Source organism: Barnesiella sp. WM24 (assembly GCF_004570975.1).
Classification (GTDB): domain Bacteria; phylum Bacteroidota; class Bacteroidia; order Bacteroidales; family Muribaculaceae; genus Muribaculum.
The window spans coordinates 260,556-282,495 of record NZ_SPPC01000001.1 but is presented as its reverse complement, the minus strand read 5'-3'; the positions used below and the strand labels follow the sequence as shown (position 1 = coordinate 282,495).

22 protein-coding genes are annotated in these 21,940 nt (G+C 47.8%); 18 read left to right on the top strand and 4 right to left on the bottom strand.

The window, feature by feature from the left end:
- The first annotated feature begins 140 nt into the window (after positions 1-140).
- The 10 genes from E4T81_RS01285 (at position 141) to tsf (ending at position 11,809) form a co-directional block, all read left to right on the top strand.
- Entirely contained in the window at positions 141-2,579 is a 2,439-nt protein-coding gene (locus E4T81_RS01285) for a GH36-type glycosyl hydrolase domain-containing protein (RefSeq protein WP_135040744.1), read from the top strand.
- Between the two features lie 27 nt (positions 2,580-2,606).
- On the top strand, positions 2,607-3,707 hold the full coding sequence (locus E4T81_RS01280; RefSeq protein ID WP_135040743.1) for a glycoside hydrolase family 26 protein: 1,101 nt from the start codon (positions 2,607-2,609) through the stop codon (positions 3,705-3,707).
- A gap of 75 nt (positions 3,708-3,782) precedes the next feature.
- Entirely contained in the window at positions 3,783-4,958 is a 1,176-nt protein-coding gene (locus tag E4T81_RS01275) for a glycosidase (protein ID WP_135040742.1), read from the top strand.
- Positions 4,959-4,992: 34 nt separating this feature from the next.
- Positions 4,993-6,432: an MFS transporter gene (locus E4T81_RS01270; RefSeq protein WP_135040741.1), complete on the top strand. Its 1,440-nt coding sequence runs from the start codon at positions 4,993-4,995 to the stop codon at positions 6,430-6,432.
- A gap of 27 nt (positions 6,433-6,459) precedes the next feature.
- Positions 6,460-7,644: an AGE family epimerase/isomerase gene (locus tag E4T81_RS01265; protein ID WP_135040740.1), complete on the top strand. Its 1,185-nt coding sequence runs from the start codon at positions 6,460-6,462 to the stop codon at positions 7,642-7,644.
- Between the two features lie 37 nt (positions 7,645-7,681).
- Positions 7,682-8,644, top strand: coding sequence for a type I phosphomannose isomerase catalytic subunit (locus E4T81_RS01260; protein ID WP_135040739.1), 963 nt, complete (start codon positions 7,682-7,684; stop codon positions 8,642-8,644).
- Between the two features lie 293 nt (positions 8,645-8,937).
- Positions 8,938-9,417, top strand: a complete 480-nt coding sequence (rplM, locus tag E4T81_RS01255) for a 50S ribosomal protein L13 (RefSeq protein ID WP_135040738.1) — start codon at positions 8,938-8,940, stop codon at positions 9,415-9,417.
- 5 nt (positions 9,418-9,422) lie between these two features.
- Entirely contained in the window at positions 9,423-9,809 is a 387-nt protein-coding gene (rpsI, locus tag E4T81_RS01250; protein ID WP_135040737.1) for a 30S ribosomal protein S9, read from the top strand.
- Positions 9,810-9,938: 129 nt separating this feature from the next.
- Complete coding sequence (gene rpsB, locus E4T81_RS01245; RefSeq protein ID WP_135040736.1) at positions 9,939-10,775, top strand: 30S ribosomal protein S2; 837 nt, start codon at positions 9,939-9,941, stop codon at positions 10,773-10,775.
- A 41-nt stretch (positions 10,776-10,816) separates the two neighbouring features.
- Positions 10,817-11,809 (top strand): translation elongation factor Ts, encoded by a 993-nt coding sequence (gene tsf, locus E4T81_RS01240; RefSeq protein ID WP_135040735.1) that lies wholly within the window; start codon positions 10,817-10,819, stop codon positions 11,807-11,809.
- A 121-nt stretch (positions 11,810-11,930) separates the two neighbouring features.
- On the opposite strand, the gene E4T81_RS01235 is transcribed toward tsf, so the two are convergent.
- The 4 genes from E4T81_RS01235 to E4T81_RS01220 all read right to left on the bottom strand — a co-directional run bounded on the left by E4T81_RS01235 (position 11,931) and on the right by E4T81_RS01220 (position 16,621).
- The gene (locus E4T81_RS01235; RefSeq protein ID WP_135040734.1) at positions 11,931-13,055 is read right to left on the bottom strand and encodes a porin; all 1,125 of its coding nucleotides are present in this window, start codon (positions 13,053-13,055) and stop codon (positions 11,931-11,933) included.
- 10 nt (positions 13,056-13,065) lie between these two features.
- Complete coding sequence (locus E4T81_RS01230; protein ID WP_135040733.1) at positions 13,066-13,731, bottom strand: cysteine hydrolase family protein; 666 nt, start codon at positions 13,729-13,731, stop codon at positions 13,066-13,068.
- A gap of 286 nt (positions 13,732-14,017) precedes the next feature.
- On the bottom strand, positions 14,018-15,505 hold the full coding sequence (locus E4T81_RS01225) for a helicase HerA-like domain-containing protein (protein ID WP_135040732.1): 1,488 nt from the start codon (positions 15,503-15,505) through the stop codon (positions 14,018-14,020).
- Positions 15,506-15,622: 117 nt separating this feature from the next.
- Positions 15,623-16,621: a hypothetical protein gene (locus E4T81_RS01220; protein ID WP_167761558.1), complete on the bottom strand. Its 999-nt coding sequence runs from the start codon at positions 16,619-16,621 to the stop codon at positions 15,623-15,625.
- A 1,025-nt stretch (positions 16,622-17,646) separates the two neighbouring features.
- On the opposite strand from E4T81_RS01220, the gene E4T81_RS01215 reads away from it, so the two are divergent.
- The 8 genes from E4T81_RS01215 to E4T81_RS15540 all read left to right on the top strand — a co-directional run bounded on the left by E4T81_RS01215 (position 17,647) and on the right by E4T81_RS15540 (position 21,936).
- Positions 17,647-17,949, top strand: coding sequence for a DUF3244 domain-containing protein (locus E4T81_RS01215; RefSeq protein ID WP_167761557.1), 303 nt, complete (start codon positions 17,647-17,649; stop codon positions 17,947-17,949).
- A gap of 43 nt (positions 17,950-17,992) precedes the next feature.
- Positions 17,993-18,811 (top strand): hypothetical protein, encoded by an 819-nt coding sequence (locus E4T81_RS01210; protein WP_135040729.1) that lies wholly within the window; start codon positions 17,993-17,995, stop codon positions 18,809-18,811.
- 67 nt (positions 18,812-18,878) lie between these two features.
- Entirely contained in the window at positions 18,879-19,550 is a 672-nt protein-coding gene (locus E4T81_RS01205; RefSeq protein ID WP_135040728.1) for a hypothetical protein, read from the top strand.
- Between the two features lie 639 nt (positions 19,551-20,189).
- The gene (locus E4T81_RS01200) at positions 20,190-20,387 is read left to right on the top strand and encodes a hypothetical protein (protein ID WP_135040727.1); all 198 of its coding nucleotides are present in this window, start codon (positions 20,190-20,192) and stop codon (positions 20,385-20,387) included.
- A 117-nt stretch (positions 20,388-20,504) separates the two neighbouring features.
- Positions 20,505-20,864 carry a hypothetical protein gene (locus E4T81_RS01195; protein WP_135040726.1) on the top strand — a complete coding sequence of 120 codons (360 nt, stop codon included), beginning with the start codon at positions 20,505-20,507 and terminating at the stop codon, positions 20,862-20,864.
- 151 nt (positions 20,865-21,015) lie between these two features.
- Entirely contained in the window at positions 21,016-21,405 is a 390-nt protein-coding gene (locus tag E4T81_RS01190) for a hypothetical protein (RefSeq protein WP_135040725.1), read from the top strand.
- Between the two features lie 13 nt (positions 21,406-21,418).
- Positions 21,419-21,784, top strand: coding sequence for a hypothetical protein (locus E4T81_RS01185; RefSeq protein WP_135040724.1), 366 nt, complete (start codon positions 21,419-21,421; stop codon positions 21,782-21,784).
- Positions 21,781-21,936 (top strand): hypothetical protein, encoded by a 156-nt coding sequence (locus tag E4T81_RS15540; RefSeq protein ID WP_167761556.1) that lies wholly within the window; start codon positions 21,781-21,783, stop codon positions 21,934-21,936. Before E4T81_RS01185 ends, E4T81_RS15540 begins: the two co-directional genes overlap by 4 nt.
- Positions 21,937-21,940: the final 4 nt, after the last annotated feature.

Genomic DNA, 21,940 nt, shown 5'->3' with positions numbered 1-21,940 from the left:
CAGGTCCCGGCTCCGGAGTAACGCCCGGGACCTGAATTTTATAAAACACTTTTTAAGAGTTGCTTATAAAATAATTTACTATTTTTGCCGTATCCAAAATTCATTAATAAACTTTCCAATCCAAATTTTTCCCAATAGGTATGAAATACGGACACTTTGACGACGAGGCACGTGAATATGTCATCGACAATCCGCGCACTCCCTGGCCCTGGATCAACTATCTCGGCAATAAAGACTTCTTTTCTCTTATATCCAATACTGCCGGCGGCTACTCCTTCTATAAGGATGCCAAGTTCCGCCGTCTGACACGCTACCGTTACAATGGCGTCCCGATGGATGCCGGCGGACGCTACTTTTACATCAAGGATGGTGACACAGTGTGGAATCCCGGATGGAAACCTACCAAAACCGCCCTTGACAGCTACGAATGTCGCCACGGCATGAACTATACACGCATAAAAGGCGAGAAAAACGGACTGCGCGCGGAACTGTTGTTTTTTGTTCCGCTCGACACCCATGCTGAAATAGCAAAACTCTCGCTGACCAACACCACCGACAAGCCCAAGAGCTTCAAGCTGTTCTCGTTTATAGAGTGGTGTCTGTGGAATGCGGCTACCGATATGGAAAACTTCCAGCGCAATTTCTCTACCGGAGAGGTGGAAATTGACGGCTCAACAATATATCACAAGACAGAATACAAAGAGCGTCGTAATCATTACGCGTTTTATCATGTCAACGCGCCTGTCGACGGCTTTGACACTGACCGCGAGTCATTTCTCGGTCTTTACAATGGCTTTGACGAGCCTCAGGTGGTGACCGAAGGCAAGCCCCGCAACTCGGAGGCTCACGGATGGTCGCCTATAGCGTCACATTATATGGAAATCACCCTTCAGCCGGGTGAGTCGCGCGACCTCGTGTTCATGCTCGGATATGTCGAGAATGAGCAGGATGAGAAGTGGGAGTCAAAGGGTGTGGTCAACAAGACCAAGGCACGCGAGATGATAGCCCGCTTCGACAGCGCCGAAAAGGTCGACAAGGCTTTCGGCGAGCTGCGCGCCTACTGGGACAACCTGCTGCGTCGCTTTACGCTTGACAGCGGCGACGAGCGTCTTGACCGCATGGTCAACATCTGGAACCAGTATCAGTGCATGATCACCTTCTGCTTCTCTCGCTCCGCGTCATTCTTTGAAAGCGGCATCGGCAGGGGCATGGGATTCCGTGACTCCAATCAGGACCTCGTAGGGTTTGTGCATCAGATTCCGGAGCGTGCCCGCGAGCGCATCATCGACATCGCGTCGACCCAATTCCCTGACGGCGGCTGCTATCACCAGTATCAGCCGCTTACAAAGCGAGGCAACAATGACATAGGCGGCGGATTCAACGATGACCCGATGTGGCTGATATTCGGCACAATCGCCTATATCAAGGAGACCGGTGACATGTCGATACTTGACGAGCCGGTGCCCTTTGACAATGTAAAAGGCTCTGAAGTGAGCCTGATGGATCACCTGAAGGTGTCGTTTGACCATGTTGTCAACAACCTCGGTCCCCACGGGCTGCCGCTCATCGGGCGCGCCGACTGGAACGACTGCCTTAACCTTAACTGCTTCTCGATGGATCCCAACGAGTCGTTCCAGACCACTGAAAACAAGACTGAGGGCTCAAAGGCTGAGTCGCTGATGATAGCCGGTCAGTTTGTAATCTATGGAGAGGAGTATGTGAAGCTGTGCCGCAAGCTCGGTCTTGACGACGAGGCTGACCGCGCGCAGAAGCATGTCGACGAGATGGTAGAGGCTGTCAAGAGGCATGGCTGGGACGGCGAATGGTTCCTTCGTGCCTATGACTTCTACGGCAATAAGGTCGGCAGCCACGAAAACAAGGAGGGCAAGATATTTATCGAAAGCCAGGGCTGGTGTACGATGGCAGGAATCGGTCTTGAATCGGGGCTTGTAGAGAAGTCGCTTGACTCGGTTAAGAAATATCTTGACTGCGAGCATGGCATCGTGCTTAACAATCCCGCATTTACCGAGTATGTGATGGAATATGGCGAAATCTCGACCTATCCCGCGGGCTACAAGGAAAACGCCGGCATATTCGCCCACAACAATCCCTGGGTGATTATAGGCGAGACTGTGCTCGGGCGCGGCGACGAGGCATGGGAGTATTATCGCAAGATATGTCCCGCTTATCTCGAAGAGAAAAGCGACCTGCATAAGGTAGAGCCTTACGTGTATTGCCAGATGACCGCCGGCAAGGACGCCTACCGTCCCGGAGAGGCGAAAAACTCCTGGCTCACCGGTACTGCCGCGTGGAACTGGTATGCCATAACCCAGTTTATCCTTGGCATCAAGCCCGATTACGACGGACTGCTCATAGACCCCTGTGTGCCCAAGGACTGGAAACATTATGAGATAACCCGTAAATTCCGTGGCGCTGAATACAAAATCAAGATTGACAATCCTGACGGAGTGAACCGCGGCGTTAAGCGTCTTGTGGTCAACGGCGAAGAGGTCGACGGCAATCTTGTGGCCCATAAGCCGGAGGGAAGTGTAAACACAGTCGAGGTCACTCTCGGTTAATTTATTACTAAAAAAATTCACCTTGTAATGAAATATGGATTATTTGCGCTCATGGCAGCGCTCGCGGTAAGTTCGTGCAGCAGCTCCAAGGGCAACAAGACTGAGGCTGCCGCCGAAAGCGTGGCGACACCGCGCGAGGCGATGATTTCACGCCTCGACTCTGTGGCAAGAAGCGGTCACTACTATTTCGGCCATCATGACGACACGGCTTACGGGCATACGTGGAGATATGTCGACGGAGGTTCCGACGTAAAGGCTGTGACAGGTCAGTATCCCGGATTGATGAGCTGGGATCTCGGCATGATCGAGGTCGACTCTGCACGGAATCTTGACGGAGTGCCGTTTAGCTTCATCGCCGCCGAGATTGCAAAGCAGCATGAGCGTGGCGGCATCAACGCCATAAGCTGGCATCCGCTCAATCCGGTTTCAGGAGGCAATTCGTGGGATGTTACAGGCACCCCGCTTCACAGCCTTCAAGAGGGCACCGGCGTGAGCGACACGATGAAGGTGTGGATTGACCGCGCCGCCGCATTTGTGGCTTCGCTGAAAGACAGTGAGGGCAATCCTATCCCCGTGATATTCCGCCCCTGGCATGAAAATTCAGGCTCGTGGTTCTGGTGGGGTAGGGATCACGGCACTCCCGAAGAGTATATCAATCTCTGGAAGATGACACGTGCCGGCTTTGACGCCCGCGGCATCAACAATGTGGTGTGGGCATATTCTCCCGACAAGGATCTGACTCCGGAAGAGTATTTCTCCACTTACCCCGGTGATGAATATGTCGACATTCTCGGCACCGACATCTATCATTTTGACGGAGAGGCGGGTGTTGACACCTATGTCAACCGCATAAAGGCTCAGATGCCGTTTGTCGTAGAGGAAGCGCAGAAGCGTGGCAAGGTCGCCGCGTTGACAGAGACCGGTCTTGAAGGACTCGGCGTGACCGACTGGTACACCCGCGTGCTTGAACCGGCGATCAAGGGACTGCCTATCGCTTATGTGTGTGTGTGGCGCAACGCTATCGAAAGCGAAAAGCCCAATCACTTCTATGTGCCTTATCCCGGGCATCCCTCTGAAGATGACTTTAAGAAGTTTCACGAGACTTCGGGCGCAATCTTTGTGGATTGACGCCACGGTTTTCTACCACGATTTAATCAAAAGATATCCTAATTAGTTTACCATTAAAGAATACAATCCTATCTGATGAATAACATCTTTGAACATCGCAAGAATCTTGTCCTCAATCGTTATGAGGAACTTGTTACCCGTAAAAACGAGCCAATCGAAGGCAACGGCGTCTATGAACGATATAAAAATCCGGTGGTGACGGCTGAAATGGCACCTCCTTTCTGGCGCTATGACTTCAACGAGACTACCAATCCCTACTTTGAGGAGCGCATAGGCGTCAACGCCACTCTCAACTCGGGCGCCATCAAGTGGGGCGACAAATATGTGCTCGTGGTGCGTGTGGAAGGGAGCGACCGCAAGTCATTTTTCGCAGTAGCCGAGAGCCCCAACGGAGTAGACAATTTCCGCTTCTGGGATCATCCGATCACCATGCCTGAGGATGAGGTGCCCGGCGTGAATATCTATGACATGCGACTCACCCGTCATGAGGACGGCTGGATCTACGGACTCTTCTGCGTGGAGCGTCACGACGACTCTCAGCCCGGAAATCTGTCGGCTGCTACCGCCACCTGTGGTATCGCCCGCACCAAGGACCTTGTAAACTGGGAGCGTCTGCCCGATCTCAAGAGCCGCAGCCAGCAGCGTAACGTGGTGCTTCATCCTGAGTTTGTCGACGGAAAATATGCTCTTTACACCCGTCCGCAGGATGGCTTCATCGATGCCGGAAGCGGCGGCGGCATAGGCTGGGCGCTTGTAGATGACATCACCCATGCTGAAATCAAGGATGAACTGATAGTTGACTGCCGCCATTACCACACCATCAAGGAAGTGAAAAACGGCGAGGGCCCTCACCCCATCAAGACATCCAAAGGCTGGCTTCACCTTGCCCACGGTGTTAGAGGCTGTGCTTCAGGTCTACGTTATGTGCTTTACCTGTACATGACCGCGCTTGACGAGCCCTGGCGTCCGATCTACACCCCCGGCGGATATTTCATGGCTCCCGTGGGAGAAGAGTACATAGGCGACGTGATGAACGTGCTTTTCACCAATGGCTGGATTGCCGATGAAGACGGAAAGGTGTTTATATATTATGCATCAAGCGATACCCGCATGCATGTAGCCACCTCTACTATCGACCGTCTTGTCGACTATTGCATGAACACACCGCAGGACGGTCTTTCGACCGGCGAGTCGGTCAAGACCCTAAATCGTCTTATCGACAGCAATCTTGCCATCCTGAATAAAAAGTAGTCTTATTTAACCTCTAATATCATAAATCTCGATTATGGCTTCACTTAGTGAAAAGATAGGATATGGCTTCGGCGACATGGCGTCGTCGATGTTCTGGAAAGTGTTCAGTTACTATCTGCCCTTTTTCTACGCCAATGTGTTCGGACTGTCACTGATAGATACCGGTCTGCTGCTTCTGGTAACCCGTATATGGGATGCCGTAAGCGACCCCATGATGGGTGCCGTCGCCGACCGCACCAAGACCCGTTGGGGCAAGTATCGTCCTTATCTGTTGTGGGTGGCTGCTCCGTTCTCGATATGCGGTATCCTGCTTTTTACCACTCCTGACTGGGGCTATGCCGCGAAACTTGTGTGGGCTTACGTAACCTACATTATGATGATGACCGTCTATACGGGTATTAATGTGCCTTACGGAGCGATGCTCGGCGTGATGACCGAAGACTCGCAGGAAAAGACGGTGTTCTCGTCATTCCGTATGTTCTTCGCCTATGGCGGTTCATTTATCTCGCTTTTTGCGTGGGATCCCTTGTGTACTCTTTTCCGTAACACATTCGGGATGTCGCTCCAGTCAAGCTGGCAGTTTGCCATGATCGTGATTGCAGCATGCTGCTTCATCCTCTTCCTCCTCTGCTTCAAGCTCACCCGCGAACAGCTCACCACCGAGTGTACGGCGTCGCTCGGCAAGGACCTCAAGGCGCTTGTCACTAACAAGCCGTGGTGGCTGCTCAATGGTGCGTCACTCTGCTTCAACCTTTTCAACACTGTGCGTGGCGCGACGGTAGCATTCTTCTTTGCCGACATCATCGGCGGCGAACAGCATATTGTCATCTTTGCCATCTCGATGCTCTTCTATTCAGGATTGTTCCTCGGAGTGGGTGAAGTGGCAAATATGGTAGGTGTCGCTCTCGCCGTAGGTATCACAAAGAAGATTGGCAAGAAAGCGACATTCATTCTCGTGGACCTGTCGCTGATTGTCATGAGCGTGATTTTCTTCCTCTGCTCGCCCGAAAGCAATGCCGGTCTTGTCATGATGTTGTTGCTTCAGATTGTGATTTCGGTGCTTACCGGTATAATGTCGCCGCTCGTCTGGTCGATGTATGCCGATGTGAGCGATTATTCGGAACTCAAATATCGCTCCGCCTCTACCGGTCTCATCTTCTCTTCGGCGTCGATGGCTCAGAAGTTTGGCGGTGCAATCGGTGGTGCTGCGGTCATGTGGCTGCTTCACGGCTTCGGCTATGTGGAGCGTCCCGAGGGAGCGCAGTCACTTGATATAGCACAGCCCGACAGCGCCATCACATGTCTCTGGATGCTGATGACATTTATCCCTGCCGGCGTGGCGCTCATATCCATGATTATCGTGTGGCTTTATCCGCTTAACACCCGCCGTATGGAAGAGATTGTCGCTGAACTGAAGAAGCAGCGTAAGCAGCCTGTTGCCGATCCCGGTGACTCTAATGTGGAGCCGGTCTGATTTATTAATTAATTACCGATTACTACGATGACAGAAAAAGAATTCTGCTCGGAATTGCTTGAAAATCTTACGGGAAACATACTTCCCTACTGGATAGACAAGATGGTTGACCCTCGCGGTGGCTTTTATGGCCGCTGCGACGGCTTTGACCGCCTTGATGAAGACGCACCGAAAGGCGCGATCCTTAACGGGCGCCTGCTCTGGAGCTTTGCGTCGGCTTACCGGGCTACCGGAAAACCGGAATATCTTGAAATGGCGACACGCGCCAAAGATTATATCATCCGGCATTTTGTCGACCATGAATATGGCGGCGTCTATTGGTCGCTTAACGCTGACGGCTCGCCGCTTGACACCAAGAAGCAGTTTTACGCTATCGGCTTTGTCATATATGGACTGAGCGAGTATGTGCGTGCCACAGGCGACAAGGAGTCGCTTGACTGTGCTATAGAACTGTTTGAGTCAATCGAGGCTCATAGCCGCGACCGTGTCAACGGCGGCTATCTTGAGGCGTGTACGCGTGAGTGGGGGAGAATAGACGACATGCGTCTCAGCGACAAGGATGAGAACATGGCTAAGACTATGAACACCCATCTCCACATTATCGAGCCGTATACTAACCTGTATCGCGTATGGAAAGAGCCGAGATTGCGCGAGGCTATCGTGCATCTGCTCGACCTTTTCCTTGACGTGATGGAAGATAAGGCGACGGGTCACCTCGGACTGTTCTTTGACGAGGAGTGGCACCGCCATGACCGCAATGTGTCTTACGGACACGATATCGAGGCGTCGTGGCTGCTGCTGGAGACCGCTCAGGAACTCGGCGACGAGGCGTTGCTTGAAAAGGCTATTGTCCATACAAGGCGCATAGCCGAGGCGGCGCTTGAAGGACGATGTGACGACGCGTCAATGGTCTATGAACTGCACGGCGACGGGCGTCTTGACGATGACCGCCACTGGTGGGTCCAGGCTGAGGATGTGATAGGTCTCGTCTATCTCCATAAGTTCCACGGTGTTGTCGGTGCTCTTGACAAGGCTATAAATTCTTGGAAATATATCCGTGACAATATCGTTGACCGCGAAGGAGGCGAGTGGCATTGGAGCCGTCGTGCCGTGGGTGACCTTAACCGTGATGACGACAAGGCAGGTTTCTGGAAGTGCCCCTACCATAACAGCCGCATGTGCACCGAGGTCGTGCGCGTCTTGTCGGAATAATTGTTTTTATAGGTAAAAAAGAATTTTTAGAGTTACTATGATTGCTCCGTTTAAATTTGTGCCTTACCTGAAGCCTGTGCTTTGGGGCGGCAACAAGATAGCCCCGTTCAAGGGCATCGAGTCAGATTGTGACAACATCGGCGAAAGTTGGGAGATTTCGGGTGTCCCGGGTCATGAATCAGTGGTGAGTGAAGGTCCCGACAAAGGACTTACATTGCCGGAACTGGTGAAAAAATATGGCGCAGCGCTTATGGGAAGCCATGTGATTGAAAAGTATGGCGACACATTCCCCCTGCTTGTCAAGCTCATCGACGCCAAGAAGGATCTTTCAGTGCAGGTGCATCCCGATGACGCTCTTGCGTGCAAGCGCCATCAGAGTCTTGGCAAAACCGAAATGTGGTATATCGTCGATACCGAGCCCGGTGCGCGTATTTATGCCGGTCTCTCTGAAAAGATCACTCCCGATGATTACACCCGCCTTGTTGAAGAAAAGAAGATAATGGATGTCGTGGCGGCTCATGATTCAGCCCCCGGCGACATATTTTTCCTTCCGGCCGGACGCATCCATGCAATAGGGGCGGGCAATCTGCTCGCGGAGATTCAGGAGACAAGCGACATCACTTACAGGGTGTATGATTTTGACCGTCGTGATGCCAATGGCAATACACGTGAATTGCACACTGAGCTTGCCAAGGACGCGATTGATTACACTGTTTATCCCGAGTATAAGGGAAGCTATGACAAGAATTCCAAAGGCGAGACTGAGCTTGTAAAGTGTGACCATTTCGATGTGCGCCGTGTCATGGTCGACGGAGAGATACGTGTCACTACGGAGCCCGATTCATTTGTGGTGATTATGTGTCTTGACGGTGAATGCTCTGTCATTACCGGTGATGTCACCACTCCCATGCGCCGTGGCGAGACTATACTTGTGGCTGCGTCAACCGCGCCCTCTATAATCGCGACCGGCTCGGCAACCCTCCTTACTGCCACCGCCTGACAAGATGGACTGACACACGACGTAAGGCTTAAAAGCTATCCGGCGCAAATCCTGCCATTAATCCCTTTTGTGATTTAATATGGGCGGATTTGCCTCCGGCATGGCTTTTTTTATTGCCCAATGAATCAGTAAAATGAAAAATGTGAAATTATTTGGCAATCAATAAAAAAAGTCGTACCTTTGCGCACCGATTATGTCCAAATTAATGAAATGACAGACGTCGGGCTACGTTTTTGGCCGAACAAAGCTCAAGCGCGTCAGTCAATTATTAAACTATTAATTAAACATTTAACGTGGATACTTTAAGCTACAAAACCATTACTCCCAACGAGCAGCAGTGCCACCGTGAGTGGGTAGTCATCGATGCTACCGACCAGGTTCTCGGTCGTCTTTGCTCAGCAGTTGCCCTAATCCTTAGAGGCAAGAACAAGCCCACTTATTCACCCTTTGTAGAGTGTGGCGACAATGTTATCATCATCAACGCCGACAAGGTGCGCCTTACCGGCAACAAGTGGACTGACCGCGAATATCTTTCTTACACCGGTTATCCCGGCGGACAGCGCGTCTCTACTCCCGAGCTTCTTCAGCAGAAGTCATTCAACAAGCACATCAAGCCCGGTTTCAACCCCTTGTTTACAAAGGTATTGAAGGGTATGCTTCCCAAGAACCGTCTCGGTCGCAAGATCATTGAGAACGTGCATGTTTACAATGGTCCCGAGCATCCCCACGCAGCTCAGAATCCTAAAGTAATCGACATCAACACTATTAAATAAGAAGTATGGAAAAGGTAAATGCAATAGGCCGTCGTAAGGCCGCCATCGCTCGCGTGATCGTAAGTGAAGGAAATGGCGCAATCACTATCAACAAGCGCCCCTTGGAAGTTTATTTCCCCTCTTCCATCCTCCAGTATATCGTTAAGCAGCCGCTTACCACCCTTGAGGCAGACGGTAAGTATGACATCAATGTCAATCTTGACGGAGGTGGTTACAAGGGACAGGCTGAGGCTCTTCGCCTTGCAATTGCCCGCGCTCTTGTAAAGATCAACCCCGAAGACAAGCACGCTCTCCGCGTAGAAGGCTTCATGACCCGCGACCCGCGTGTCGTTGAACGTAAGAAACCCGGTCAGCCCAAGGCTCGCAAGCGTTTCCAGTTCTCAAAGCGTTAATATCTTTCGGGCTTCTCTCCGCGAGAGCCTGACCGATACATTGTGTTTAGTATCTAAATTCCGGAGATGGACACGTTCCCTACCTCGGAATTGTAAATTGAAAAAGAACGTAAACAACTTTAACAAACAATGTCAACACTTACATTTGACCAACTTTTGGAAGCAGGTTGCCATTTCGGTCACCTTAAAAGAAAATGGAATCCTGCAATGGCTCCTTACATCTTCATGGAGCGCAATGGTATCCACATCATAGATCTCTACAAGACCGCAGCTAAGGTTGATGAAGCCGCTGCCGCTCTCAAGAGCATCGCAAAATCAGGCAAGAAGGTGCTCTTCGTTGCCACTAAGAAACAGGCCAAACAAGTTATCGCCGACAAGGCTGCTTCGGTTAACATGCCTTATGTTATCGAGCGCTGGCCCGGTGGTATGCTCACCAACTTCCCCACTATCCGCAAGGCTGTGAAGAAGATGGCTACTATCGACAAGATGACAAAGGACGGTACTTTTGACAACTTGTCAAAGCGCGAGAAGCTTCAGATTTCTCGTCAGCGCGCAAAGCTTGAGAAGACTCTCGGTTCTATCGCCGACCTTAACCGTCTTCCTTCAGCTCTTTTCGTGGTTGACGTATTGAAGGAGCGCATCGCGGTTGCTGAGGCTAACCGTCTCGGTATACCCGTGTTCGCTATGGTCGACACCAACTCTGACCCCACCAACGTTGACTTCGTGATCCCTGCCAACGATGACGCATCAAAGTCTATCGAGCTTATCCTCGACACTGTTGTCAAGGCTATGGCAGAAGGTCTTGAAGAGCGCAAGGCTGAAAAGGCCGACGCTCCCGCAGCCGAAGGTGACGATGAGGCTCCCGCAAAGGGCGGTCGCCGTCGCGTGAACCGTCGCAGCGAAGAAGCTCCCGCAACTGTTGAGGAAGCTCCCGCAGCTGAAGAGGCTCCCGCAGCAGAGGCTTAATTTAAAATCTATTTATTAACCGAATTAAACTGTATTACAATATGGCAGTAACTATGGCAGATATCACCAAGCTCCGCGCTCTTACCAGCGCCGGCTTGATGGACTGCAAGAAAGCTCTTGCAGAGACTGACGGCGACATCGAGGCAGCCGTTGAGATTCTCCGTAAGAAAGGTCAGGCGGTAGCTGCAAAGCGTGAAGACCGTCAGGCTGCTGAAGGCTGTGTGCTTTCTAAGAGCACCGGCAAGTTTGCGGCTATCGTGGCTCTTAACTGCGAGACCGACTTCGTGGCTCAGAACGCAGGTTTTGTCGCTCTTACCCAGAAAATCCTTGACGCAGCCGTGGCTGCTGAGGCTAAGACTCTTGACGACCTCAAGGCTCTGACCATCGATGGTCAGACTATCGAGGCTCTTGTCGTAGAGGAGAGCGGTAAGACCGGTGAGAAGACTGAAATCAGCTCTTACGAGGTGGTTGCAGCTCCCTCTACCGCCGCTTACAACCACTTCAACAAGAAGCTTGCCGCTGTTGTAGGCTTCAACCTTGAAGGCGTTGACGAGAAGGTGGGCCGTGAGGTTGCCATGCAGGTAGCTTCAATGAATCCTGTGGCTGTTGACGCTGACAGCGTTCCCCAGTCAGTAAAGGATACCGAGTATAACGTGGCTGTTGAAAAGACCAAGGAAGAGCAGGTGAAGAAGGCTGTCGAGGCAGCTCTCAAGAAAGCCGGCATCAACCCCAACCTTGTTGACAGCGAGGCTCACATCGAGTCTAACATCGCTAAGGGATGGCTTACTGAAGAGGAAGCAGAAAAGGCTCGCGTTATCGCTAAGGAGACAGCAGAGGCTAAGGCTGCTAATCTTCCCGAGCAGATGATCAAAAACATCGCCCAGGGTCGTCTTAACAAGTTCTTCAAGGACTCTTGCCTTATGGAGCAGGCATTCGTTCAGGATGGCGAGCTTACTGTAGGTCAGTATCTTGAGAAGGTTCAGAAGGGTCTTGTAGCTGTTGAGTTCAAGCGCGTGAACCTTAACCAGGACTAATCAATAGCATAGTCATAACAAATCTTTATAAGAGAGCCGCAGTGGAGTTTACTCCGCTGCGGCTCTCACTTTTCAACAAGCATTCAAGCACTCCAATTCTGATTGTCTTATTGGCTGATTGTTAAAAACTGAATTCCCCCATTATCTGCACTTGATTTGAAGTCCTATGTCCGCCGTTTGAGGCTCTCGACGAGTTACTATAGGCGGTAAGTGTATAATTGGTTCTTAGTTTTATATTTTTGCACAACACATAGTTTAAGCCGACAAGATATTTGTCAAAGTTGCCTGCAAGCGTTGCTTTCTCTACGCTGTCGCGGCAATAATCATATCTGATTACCGGCAGAAATTTTCCGAGATGCCAGGCGGCGAGTATATAGAATGTGTTTTCCTTTACAATATCCCTGCCGTTATGGCGGGCATTACAGATTCCATATTCTCCCCGCAGGTCAATGCCTGTGGGATTGTCATACCATATGCCTGCTACACCGCGGTGCATCGGCTGATATTTATGTCCCTCAGGATTTTTCTCGCCGGTAAATTCGCCGAAATTGTATCCGGCTTTTATATTGAGAAATCTCCCCGGTCGGTAAAAAATCACTCCCTGCACTTCTTTTGACTTGTTGTTGTCATCGATGGATGGCAAATGTCCGTTGGTTAGCGAAACATTGTATGAGAGCCTTGTATAGCCTTTGTCTGTAGGAAACAGGTCGCCCATAACCATGATACCCAGGTCGCGTCCGAAGTCGGAATAGTCATAGCCTATGGCATTTCTGAACACGACGCGAGAACTGAGCGACGAGAAGTCTATAGTCTCCATCGTTGCGGGCGACAGATTATAATTCTCATAGCATAGAGGTGAGTTAAACTGTCCGACTCTGACGCTTAGCGCATCGCAGACCTTATAAGTAGCATAAGCATCGATGACCTGTATTGATTTCTGCCCGTTGTGATGAGCCGGAAGCCCGCTTAAAGCCTCGACTTGAAGCCTGAACGATGCGCGGTCGTTAATTGTGCCGTCAAGTAAAAGGCGGAGCCTTTTAATCTGAAAAGTGGATGTGCCTGAGCCGAGGCTGTTATAGTTCCATCCTGTCTGCATGTATCCCGATAGGCGTGGCAGCTTGCTTATTATTCTGTCCCACTTTTTTATCGTGGACATGGCGCAACTGTCGACCGGGTTCGGCTCATGCGGATACACGTATGATGTCATTGCAGCGATGCTGCAAAGCAAAGCGATTACTCTTTTCATGACCTGATTGTTACTTTGTGTAGTCAGCCTTTACCTCATCAAGGCTGATGCACTTTATGCCCATGTTTTTCATGTCAAAGATGTTTGCTTCTGCAACCTGTGGGGTCTTTGCCGAGCATGCGTCGGTACAGACTACTGTCTCATAGTCGTAGCTCATGGCGTCGGCTGCTGTGCCTCTTACACAGTTGGGATATTGTGTGCCGGCGAGAATCACCGTTTTTACTCCCATGCGGCGAAGCACCATGTCGAGATTGGTCTGGAAAAAGCCGCTGTTGCGGGTCTTTGTGATTATCAGGTCACCATCCTCGGGGGTGAGTTCTTCAATTATTTCGCCACCCTCTGTCCCGGGCACACAGTAACCGGGCTTTCCGTCGGTGAAAAGAGGTATGCGCGGTGCGTCTACATTGATTCCGTAAGGGTCATGAGCGCGAATCACATGTATCACCTTCCAGTCATTGGCGCGGGCATGTGCTACGAGATTCTTGATTGCGGGAACTGTGGGCATCGCACCGTCCACACAGAGGATTGCCCCCGGTTTTACAAAGTCATTCTGCATGTCTATGATAAGCACGGCGACATCGTGCTTTTCAACCTTGTCGGTGACATATCGGCTCTGAGCCGATACAGAATTAATAATAGTAGAAACAAGCAATAGCAATAAAAATAACCTTTTCATAATGTTGATTTTTTGATTAAAGAAATATAAGTAACAAGCTTGTGATGTATCTGATTTTGTATAAAAAGAAGCGAGACCGTAGGGGGCTACGGTCTCGTTGTTATTTAGGGATGAGGGGGCTGAAATCCTGTGTGACATCGGTCGTGTCACTTTCAATAGCAGTATTTTGCCGTGGACTCTCATCTTGTTGTTGCAATTATGATGCGGCAAAATTAAGTAAAATGTCGCGTATGTGCAAATTTTTATAGAATAAAGTTTGGGTTTATTCTATCTGAATGGCAAATTGCTATCGGCGTTTCTTAGAGCCGGTGATGTTTTTAACCATCTCTCTGCCAAGGGTGCGGCCCATTGTTGTCAATATCGGTACGGCAATCTTTGTGACTGCGCTCCAGAATCCGCCCTTCGACGATTTCTTCTTCGGCTCTGCAGTCGCTTTGGGTGCCGGTTTTGTGTTAGCTTCTTTTTGAGCCGCTTCTGCCGCCGCTTTCTTTTCACTCTCGGCGAGCAGGAGCTCAAAGGCGCTTTCGCGGTCTACAGCAGTGTCATACTTGCCATAGAGAGCCGATTTCCTGATTATCTCGTCGTGCTCTTCCCCTGTTATTGCGCCTATGTGGCTCAGCGGAAACAGTATTTTGGCGCGCTCGACTATCGAGGGGGTGCCGTTTTCGTCAAGAAACGACACAAGAGCCTCACCGGTGGCGAGCTCCTGTATGGCATCGCGGGTGTCAAATGCCGGATTGGCGCGAAAAGTCTCGGCAGCGGCTTTTACCGCCTTCTGGTCGCGCGGAGTGAAGGCGCGCAAAGCGTGTTGCACACGGTTGCCGAGCTGTCCGAGTATAGTCTCGGGCACATCCAGAGGATTCTGAGTCACGAAATAAATGCCGACACCCTTGCTCCTTATCAGCCTTACGACCCTCTCGATGCTGTCAAGGAGCGCTTTGGGGGCGTCGTCAAAGAGCAGATGTGCCTCGTCGAAGAAAAACACGAGTTTGGGCAGTTCCATGTCGCCCACTTCAGGCAAGGTCGTGTACAGCTCATTCAGAAGCCACATAAGGAAGGTTGAATAGAGTTTTGGCTGAAGTATGAGCCTGTCGGCTTCAAGCACGCTCATTACGCCTCTTCCGCCTTCAGTGGCAAGCAGGTCGCGGATGTCAAATTCCGGCTCGCCAAAAAATGATGTCGCTCCCTGGTTTTCAAGAGCGAGAAGTGCGCGCTGAATGGCGCCGATTGACTGCGGGCTCACATTGCCGTAGGCCGTGGTAAACTCTCCGCTGTTTTTAGCCACATAGTCAAGCATGGCGCGGAGGTCTTTCATGTCTATCAGGGTGAGATTGCGGTCGGCGGCTATGCGAAACACTATGTTGAGCACACCCGTCTGCGTGGCGTTCAGGTCGAGTAGGCGGGCAAGCAGTTCTGCGCCCATGCGTGATATTGTAGCCCTCATAGGGTGTCCCTGCTCGCCAAACACGTCGTAGAATCTTACCGGACACCCTTCAAATGCGGGTGACTCCATGGAAAATTCCTTGCAGCGTTTTTCGATAAACCCGGTCATCTCGCCCTTGCGGCTTATGCCCGACAGGTCGCCCTTGATGTCGGCTATGAAACATGGCACACCGGCTCCGCTGAATGTCTCGGCAAGCACCTGAAGTGTGACTGTCTTGCCTGTGCCGGTCGCGCCGGCTATAAGTCCGTGGCGGTTTGCCATTCTGCCGTTTATACTGATGGCGCCGTTTGCCCCGTGGGCTACGTAAAGCCCATTCTCTTTGTCATACATGGTAGGTCGCTTTTGATTATATAAATGCAATATTCGTAAAAAAGTTCCGGATATGCAAGAGTTGTGTGGTTGCGTGATTTCAGATTATCACGTCGCCCTTACTGAAAACTCCGGCTCTCAATAATCATCAGGCTCGCGACCGTAATTTTTAGACTGAATCCATTCGTCAAACTGCATGTCGGAGGTTTCCTCGCTGAATTTTTCCTTTTTCAGTCGCTTTTTGCGAGTCTTCAGGGTATTGTCGCTCATCCCCATCAGGAGCGCGATGTCACGGCTCTGCAGCCCGAGCTTAATCATGGCGCATATCTCTACGTCCTTGTCGGCGAGGGTGGGGTACTCTTCGCGCAGCCCGTCGACAAATCCTTCGTGGCATATGTTGACTGTGGCAAGCATGTGTTCCATCTCTGCATCGGTCATCGTGAACCTTGCCGACTCGGTGACACGTTCCCTCGGGCTTGCGTCGCGCAGCGCCCTTATCTTGTCGAGTGTATTGTCCATCATGATGACGCGGTTGCGGAGGCTTTCTATGTGACGGTCGCGGCGAAGAAGATCCTGCCTCATCTGCTCCTCAATGCCTGTCACCGCGCTGTTTATGCTCTTGTCGCGCGCTATCTCGACCTTTATCCTTCGCTGACGCTGGATATAGGCGTAGCTGAGTGCTGCGAGCAGCAACGCGAGCAGCGCCACGGTTATTGACAGCCACTTTATATTTTTTGCCTGCGACTCGATTTTTATCCGGTCGAGAGCGATAGCGACATCCTGATAGTCATAACGTCGCTGAAACTCAGCCACTCTGTTCTGCTCATTTTCCTTATACATAGAGTCGAGAAATTCAGAGTATTTCCTGTGGGTTTTGTATGCCGCCTTATAATCCCCGCGTTGCGCTTCATATTTTGCTCGTGCAAGTTTAAAAATAGCCTGGGCGGCGTAGCTTTGAGTATCATTACCGCGTTCGGCTGCATTCAGGTAATAGTCAACTGAGTCGAGCCGTCCTAATTCAGTCAAAATTTCTGCCTTGGAAAGTAATAAATTACAAAGAGATGTTGATTTTTGTCCCTTGGCTGAATCTGTTGCCTTGCTTATCCATTTCAACGCTTCCTCTTTATTTTCTTCCATCTGATATGATGTACTAATTCGTTCATAGAGTCTTGGAAGTAATCTCTGTTCTGTAGGATAGACATTTATAAGATTTGCAGCGCGTTCCATATAATTCCTTCCAGTTTCATGATGCTCAGACCATATATACATTTCCCCGATATTCATTAGTGCAGTAATGACTCTTGATGTATCATTCATGTTTCTAGCATATTTTTCTGCAATAAGAAATTTCTCTATTGCATCACTATAAGGTCTTTTCCCAAAGAGTAGGTCGCCCCAAAAATTATATATGTAGACCTTCAGTCTTTCATCTATTAATTTGTTCTCTTCTGCAATATTCGCTGCTTTGCGAATATATTTTAATGAGAGTGAATCGTTGCCTGCCTGTTTGTTTACTTCAGAAGCATACACGAGCGACCATGCTAGTTTGCATATGTCATTTTTATTATGCGAATAATAATTTACTGATTGCAATATCGATGAGTCTCCTGCTTCAAGGATATGGTTTCGCGATTTTGCTTGCGTAGATATCAAGTGATAATATGCTTTAGTGGCATCATCACTTTTTTCTATTCCTTCTATCTTAGATATTATTTTTAGAGAACTGTCGGGTTGTATGAACATATGACTGTCTGCTATGGCAATCTGGCTCCATAGTCTGTAATCTGTGTTTTTGATACATCCGCTAAGGGTACATATCAACATGGCGGTAATTAGACAAATTGGTTGGGTTTTCATATCGTAATTGACGAGATTATTGCTGTAAAGATACGAATTTTCAGGTGGATTTTTTATCACGTACACCAAATGTACACCAATAATTGAATTATTGTTGGCGTAATGAATTGTTATACAACGATTTTACACTCTGAGTTTTTGCTGCTTTGTACACCCGATGTCACTGTCGTTTTTCTGATTTTTACATTGGAACTATCTAATTTTGCGATATCAATTCAAAACAAATAATTATGAAAAAGAAAATAGTTACACTATGTATTCTGCTTTCGGGATTGTCTCATGTTTATGCTGAAAGAGTAAAACTAATGATAGAAAATCAATCAAAGAGTAGTGCTATTGAAGTCCCGATCCATGTTGACTTTGACCAGTCAAATAGGTCGCTGCGTATTGATTTTAAAAAGAGTATTGATTGCACTGTGATTGTTTCCGGAGTGGATGGCATAGTTTATCAGCAGTCGATCAGTGTTAAAAACTATCAGAGCGTCAGGCTTGACCTCAAACAATATGAAGAAGGCGATTATGAAATCGTATTCTACGATACAGAAGGCAATGTCATCGACGGCTCATTCTATCTAAATGACAACTTTAAAATTTATACTCATTACTAACGATAAAATATATCATATTTTTAATCAACTAAATTTTTAAACAATGAAAAAGGGTAAATTTTTAATGGTATTGCCATTAATTGTAATTTTATGTGTAGCAAATGTTGCGTGCCAAAAAGAAACAATGCTATTGACTTATGACCCTAATGCTAAAGTATCTACAGAAGTGATAGGTGTTAATTCGGCTATGGTCATAGTTGATTCTTTAATATCAATTTCTTCAAATCTTGATGAAGAATTATCGCGTGGAACAGCTTTGGACCAACAAGAAGTAACTATTCAAAAAGAGCAGGAGATTGCTGCTGTACTTCAGCCTCTTACGGATTGCGGTAAAAAATTACGGTCAGATTTGTTAATAGCAGCAAATGACCCTAATAGCGGATTTGTACTTTCTTCTGAAGAGTTGCAAATCTTGTATAATATTAAAGATGAAGAGCTTGCTCACATGATGATAATAGTTTTGACGGCAAGTGATGATTATGTGTTACTTACAGATGATGCCGGAATGAAGATTTCTACGGGAAAAGCTAAGGATTGTCTATGGGAGGCTTTTGGAATTAACGATGCTATTGCCATATGGACAACGATGGCTAAGGGTCAAGGAATAAAAATCGCTCAACTTTTAACTATTCCTAAAGGTAAATTATTCAAGCTGTTATCAAAGATCGTAGGAAAAGCTAACTATGTCATGCTGGCATATACGATTGCAGAATTTGCGTACTGTATGCTTTCTGATGACGCTTATAAAGTCTCAGTAACTGAAGGAAGAGAAGGATTAGATATTCAAAAATTTGAGATGGCAGAGATTTTTGAATCGGAAGTGTTTAAAAGTCCGGTAATTTTGGAAATTACAAATAATTGAATTATATTTGTTAATTCTGATATTTTATAGTAAATTTTAAGATATCGACAATAAAATCGTTTAAGCAATGGCGGGGTTGACTGAAAAAAGAAGAAGCCCATTCGGGTGGGAACGTGCGGGAAACTATTACCTGGGTCTCGCAACCGGAGTTATAGGCATAAGTGAGTGTGCGGATTCTTTTGCATGGCTACTGCTGATGCTTTTTACCACATTGATTTGCGTTGTGTCGTTTCTGATGCATTCTTATGGAGCTGTCGGGTCAAAAAACAGAATTCTTTATTGCCTGAACCGGTATGGGTGGATTCCTGTGTGTATAGTTGCGATTGCCTATATGATGAAGTATAAAGGGCTTTATTGTAATCCGTTTTTTATTTTGCTGATGTCCTTAATCGGTATGCTTGCTCCGATATGGTGGCTTAGAAAAGGCGATTCTTCTACAATAAAGATTTATTCCGTATATGTCCTGTTGCTGATTGTTTTTTGGGCGGTAGTTCATCTGGTGCCCGTACATATTGACGGGACAATCATTACCCGGTGTTACTATGCCTTGATGATGGTTGCGTTTATATGGATGCTGTTGATTAGTCCCAAGGTATTTGCTAAATATGATGGATACAACATGGGCTTATTTATGTTATTCTGGATTGGAGTAATTTTGCTTGATTTAATCTTATTTCAAGTGTTGCCGTTTTTATCAGACGGCACTCCTCTTTTTACTGTGACGAGATGGCTTAAATGACAACTTCAATGGATGTAATATCGTATTAATTAAACTATTTCATAGTCAATGGAAAAGAAAAAATTAATTGTCTTGGCATAATAACCGGAGCGGCTTTTGCTGCCGTGGTCATGGGTATGGCATGGTGGTTGGCATCGTATAGTATTTCTTTAGCGAGAATAGTTACTTCTTGTTCATAATATTAATAGTATGAAATATATAGGTAATATATTGTTGGTGGTGTTATCATTAATTCTCGTATTAGACGTCGTATTTTACGTTCTGAAAATTGTCACAATAGAAGCATTATTACTACAGATTGCTGCTTTTGTATGCTTTATAGGCTTATATGCTGTAAATCTACGAAAAATTAAGAAATAGGACTAATAAGTGATATGGGAGGGAAGTGCCACTAAAATATTAATAATTGAGCCTTTGGTGACACCTTCTCTCCCGCTTCTTTAACTGGCGTGAAGTGGAAAAGCAGAAAAGCAGAATTAAGAAATAAAGTCTAAATGCGGTTGTAAATTATAAATTAATTAGCTAAATTTGCCTTTAGATAAAAAATAGTAACTGCGGGTGGCCCGAAAAGGGAAAGGGATTAACCCGCTTGCGAGGAAATATTCATGTAGATTTTTAAACTGACACTTATTATAGACAATGAAAAAAGGGAAGTCAAATAGTGGAAATATTTATGCGTGGGCATGGGCTTTGATTGCGATTTATCTCGTAGTGTGGATTGACAGCCTCACCGGTATGTTCGGCAGCCGTGTTCATGACATTGTGATTCAGGCAGGTGCGATATTCAGTCTTGCATTTGGCGGCAATTTGCTGCTAAATAGAATCTCGTCGCAGTGATATGGCGTTATGATACGATTTGTGAATATAATAGCTTGTATGCTGTTGACAAGACATTCATTAAATTCCTTATCGGATAGGTTTATGTGGATTTTTAAACTAACAATATTATAGTCAATGGAAAAGAAAAAAATTAATTGTCTTGGTGCAATAGCCGGGTGGATTGAGCTTTTTATGCTAATGACCGGGGTATTTTTAGTTTTCATAAATTATAATGTGCCTATTGCCTACGGATATGACAAGGTGGTAAACATCTCGTTTATTTTCCTTGTATTGGGAATAGTCGCGTTTTGGAAGCAGATGGTTTCGGCGGGGCAAACATTTGGCTATCTGGTAGATATATGCTGGATGTTGGCGGTAGTTACAGTAATATTCGGGGTTAACCTTGATAAATGGGACTTTTGGGCGGCTATTGCTATTCTGACAGGTCTTATTGTCGATTTACTCCGCACATATTATTCCAGATTAAATAAATAAGAGAGTATTTACTTTGGAAGATTACAAATAATTAGTTAAATTTGTCTTTAGATAAAAAATAGCAACTGCGGGTGGCTCAAAAGGGAAAGGGATTAACCCGCTTGCGAGGAAATATTTATGTAGATTTTTAAACTGACACTTATTATAGACAATGGAAAAGAAAAAAGTTAATTATCTTGGCATAATAACCGGAGCGGCTTTTGCTGTCGGGGTCATGAGTATGGCTGCAGTGTGTGGCGTTACTTTGTTTTCGTTTGCTGAAACATTTTCCGATGTCTTGCCACATGATTTCCATGGTGTGGTAGGCGCATTGGTTCAGATATTGATGCTCTATATCGGAATTGAAGTATTTACACGTGCCTACAACGCCGGGTTTACTCTCGGCTATAAAATCGATGGCGCTATACTTGCGGCATGTGTGCTGTTTGCAATGTATTTCGGTGATTTTATTCATGTGATAGCTCCTGTGGGCGTTGTTCTTGGTGTAGCGATGGATGTAATCGCTACCGGAAATAAGCGTGCCTGTATCTCAAACAACTAAGCCCCCGTTCCCTATGGCACGAGACACATTTATAAGGGCTTTTGCTTACACCATGTTACTGTTTGGGGTAATATCGATGCCTGTGGGTGCATTACAGCTGCCTCTTGCTCCCGACCCGATTGACTGGGGAGAACCCGCACTGTGGATAGCCTTGGCTGTCAGGGTTATGGTGGTTTTTGCAGGATTAATGTTGACGAGACGTCTTGTCGCTATTAAATTTAATCTCGGCTACATTGTCGACAGCCTTATCCTGGCTTCGGCGGTGCTGGTCTATGTATATTACGGTGACACGCAATTTGTTTTGCCTCTTGTGCTGATTGTAGCCGGGGCTGTCGCTGATGCGGTCAGTGTGTTTCGCTCGGCAACGCAAAATATGTGACGCGCGAGGCGGTCATCGGCGGGCGTGACGCTGTGACGCGACCCGCGCCCGTATCTGCTGTCGGCTCGTCGGGCATGATGTCGGGGCATGATGTGTGGGCGGCGATAACTTTCGGCTGGCATGATACTGTCGGTTTCGCAGGAAATTTGTAAATTT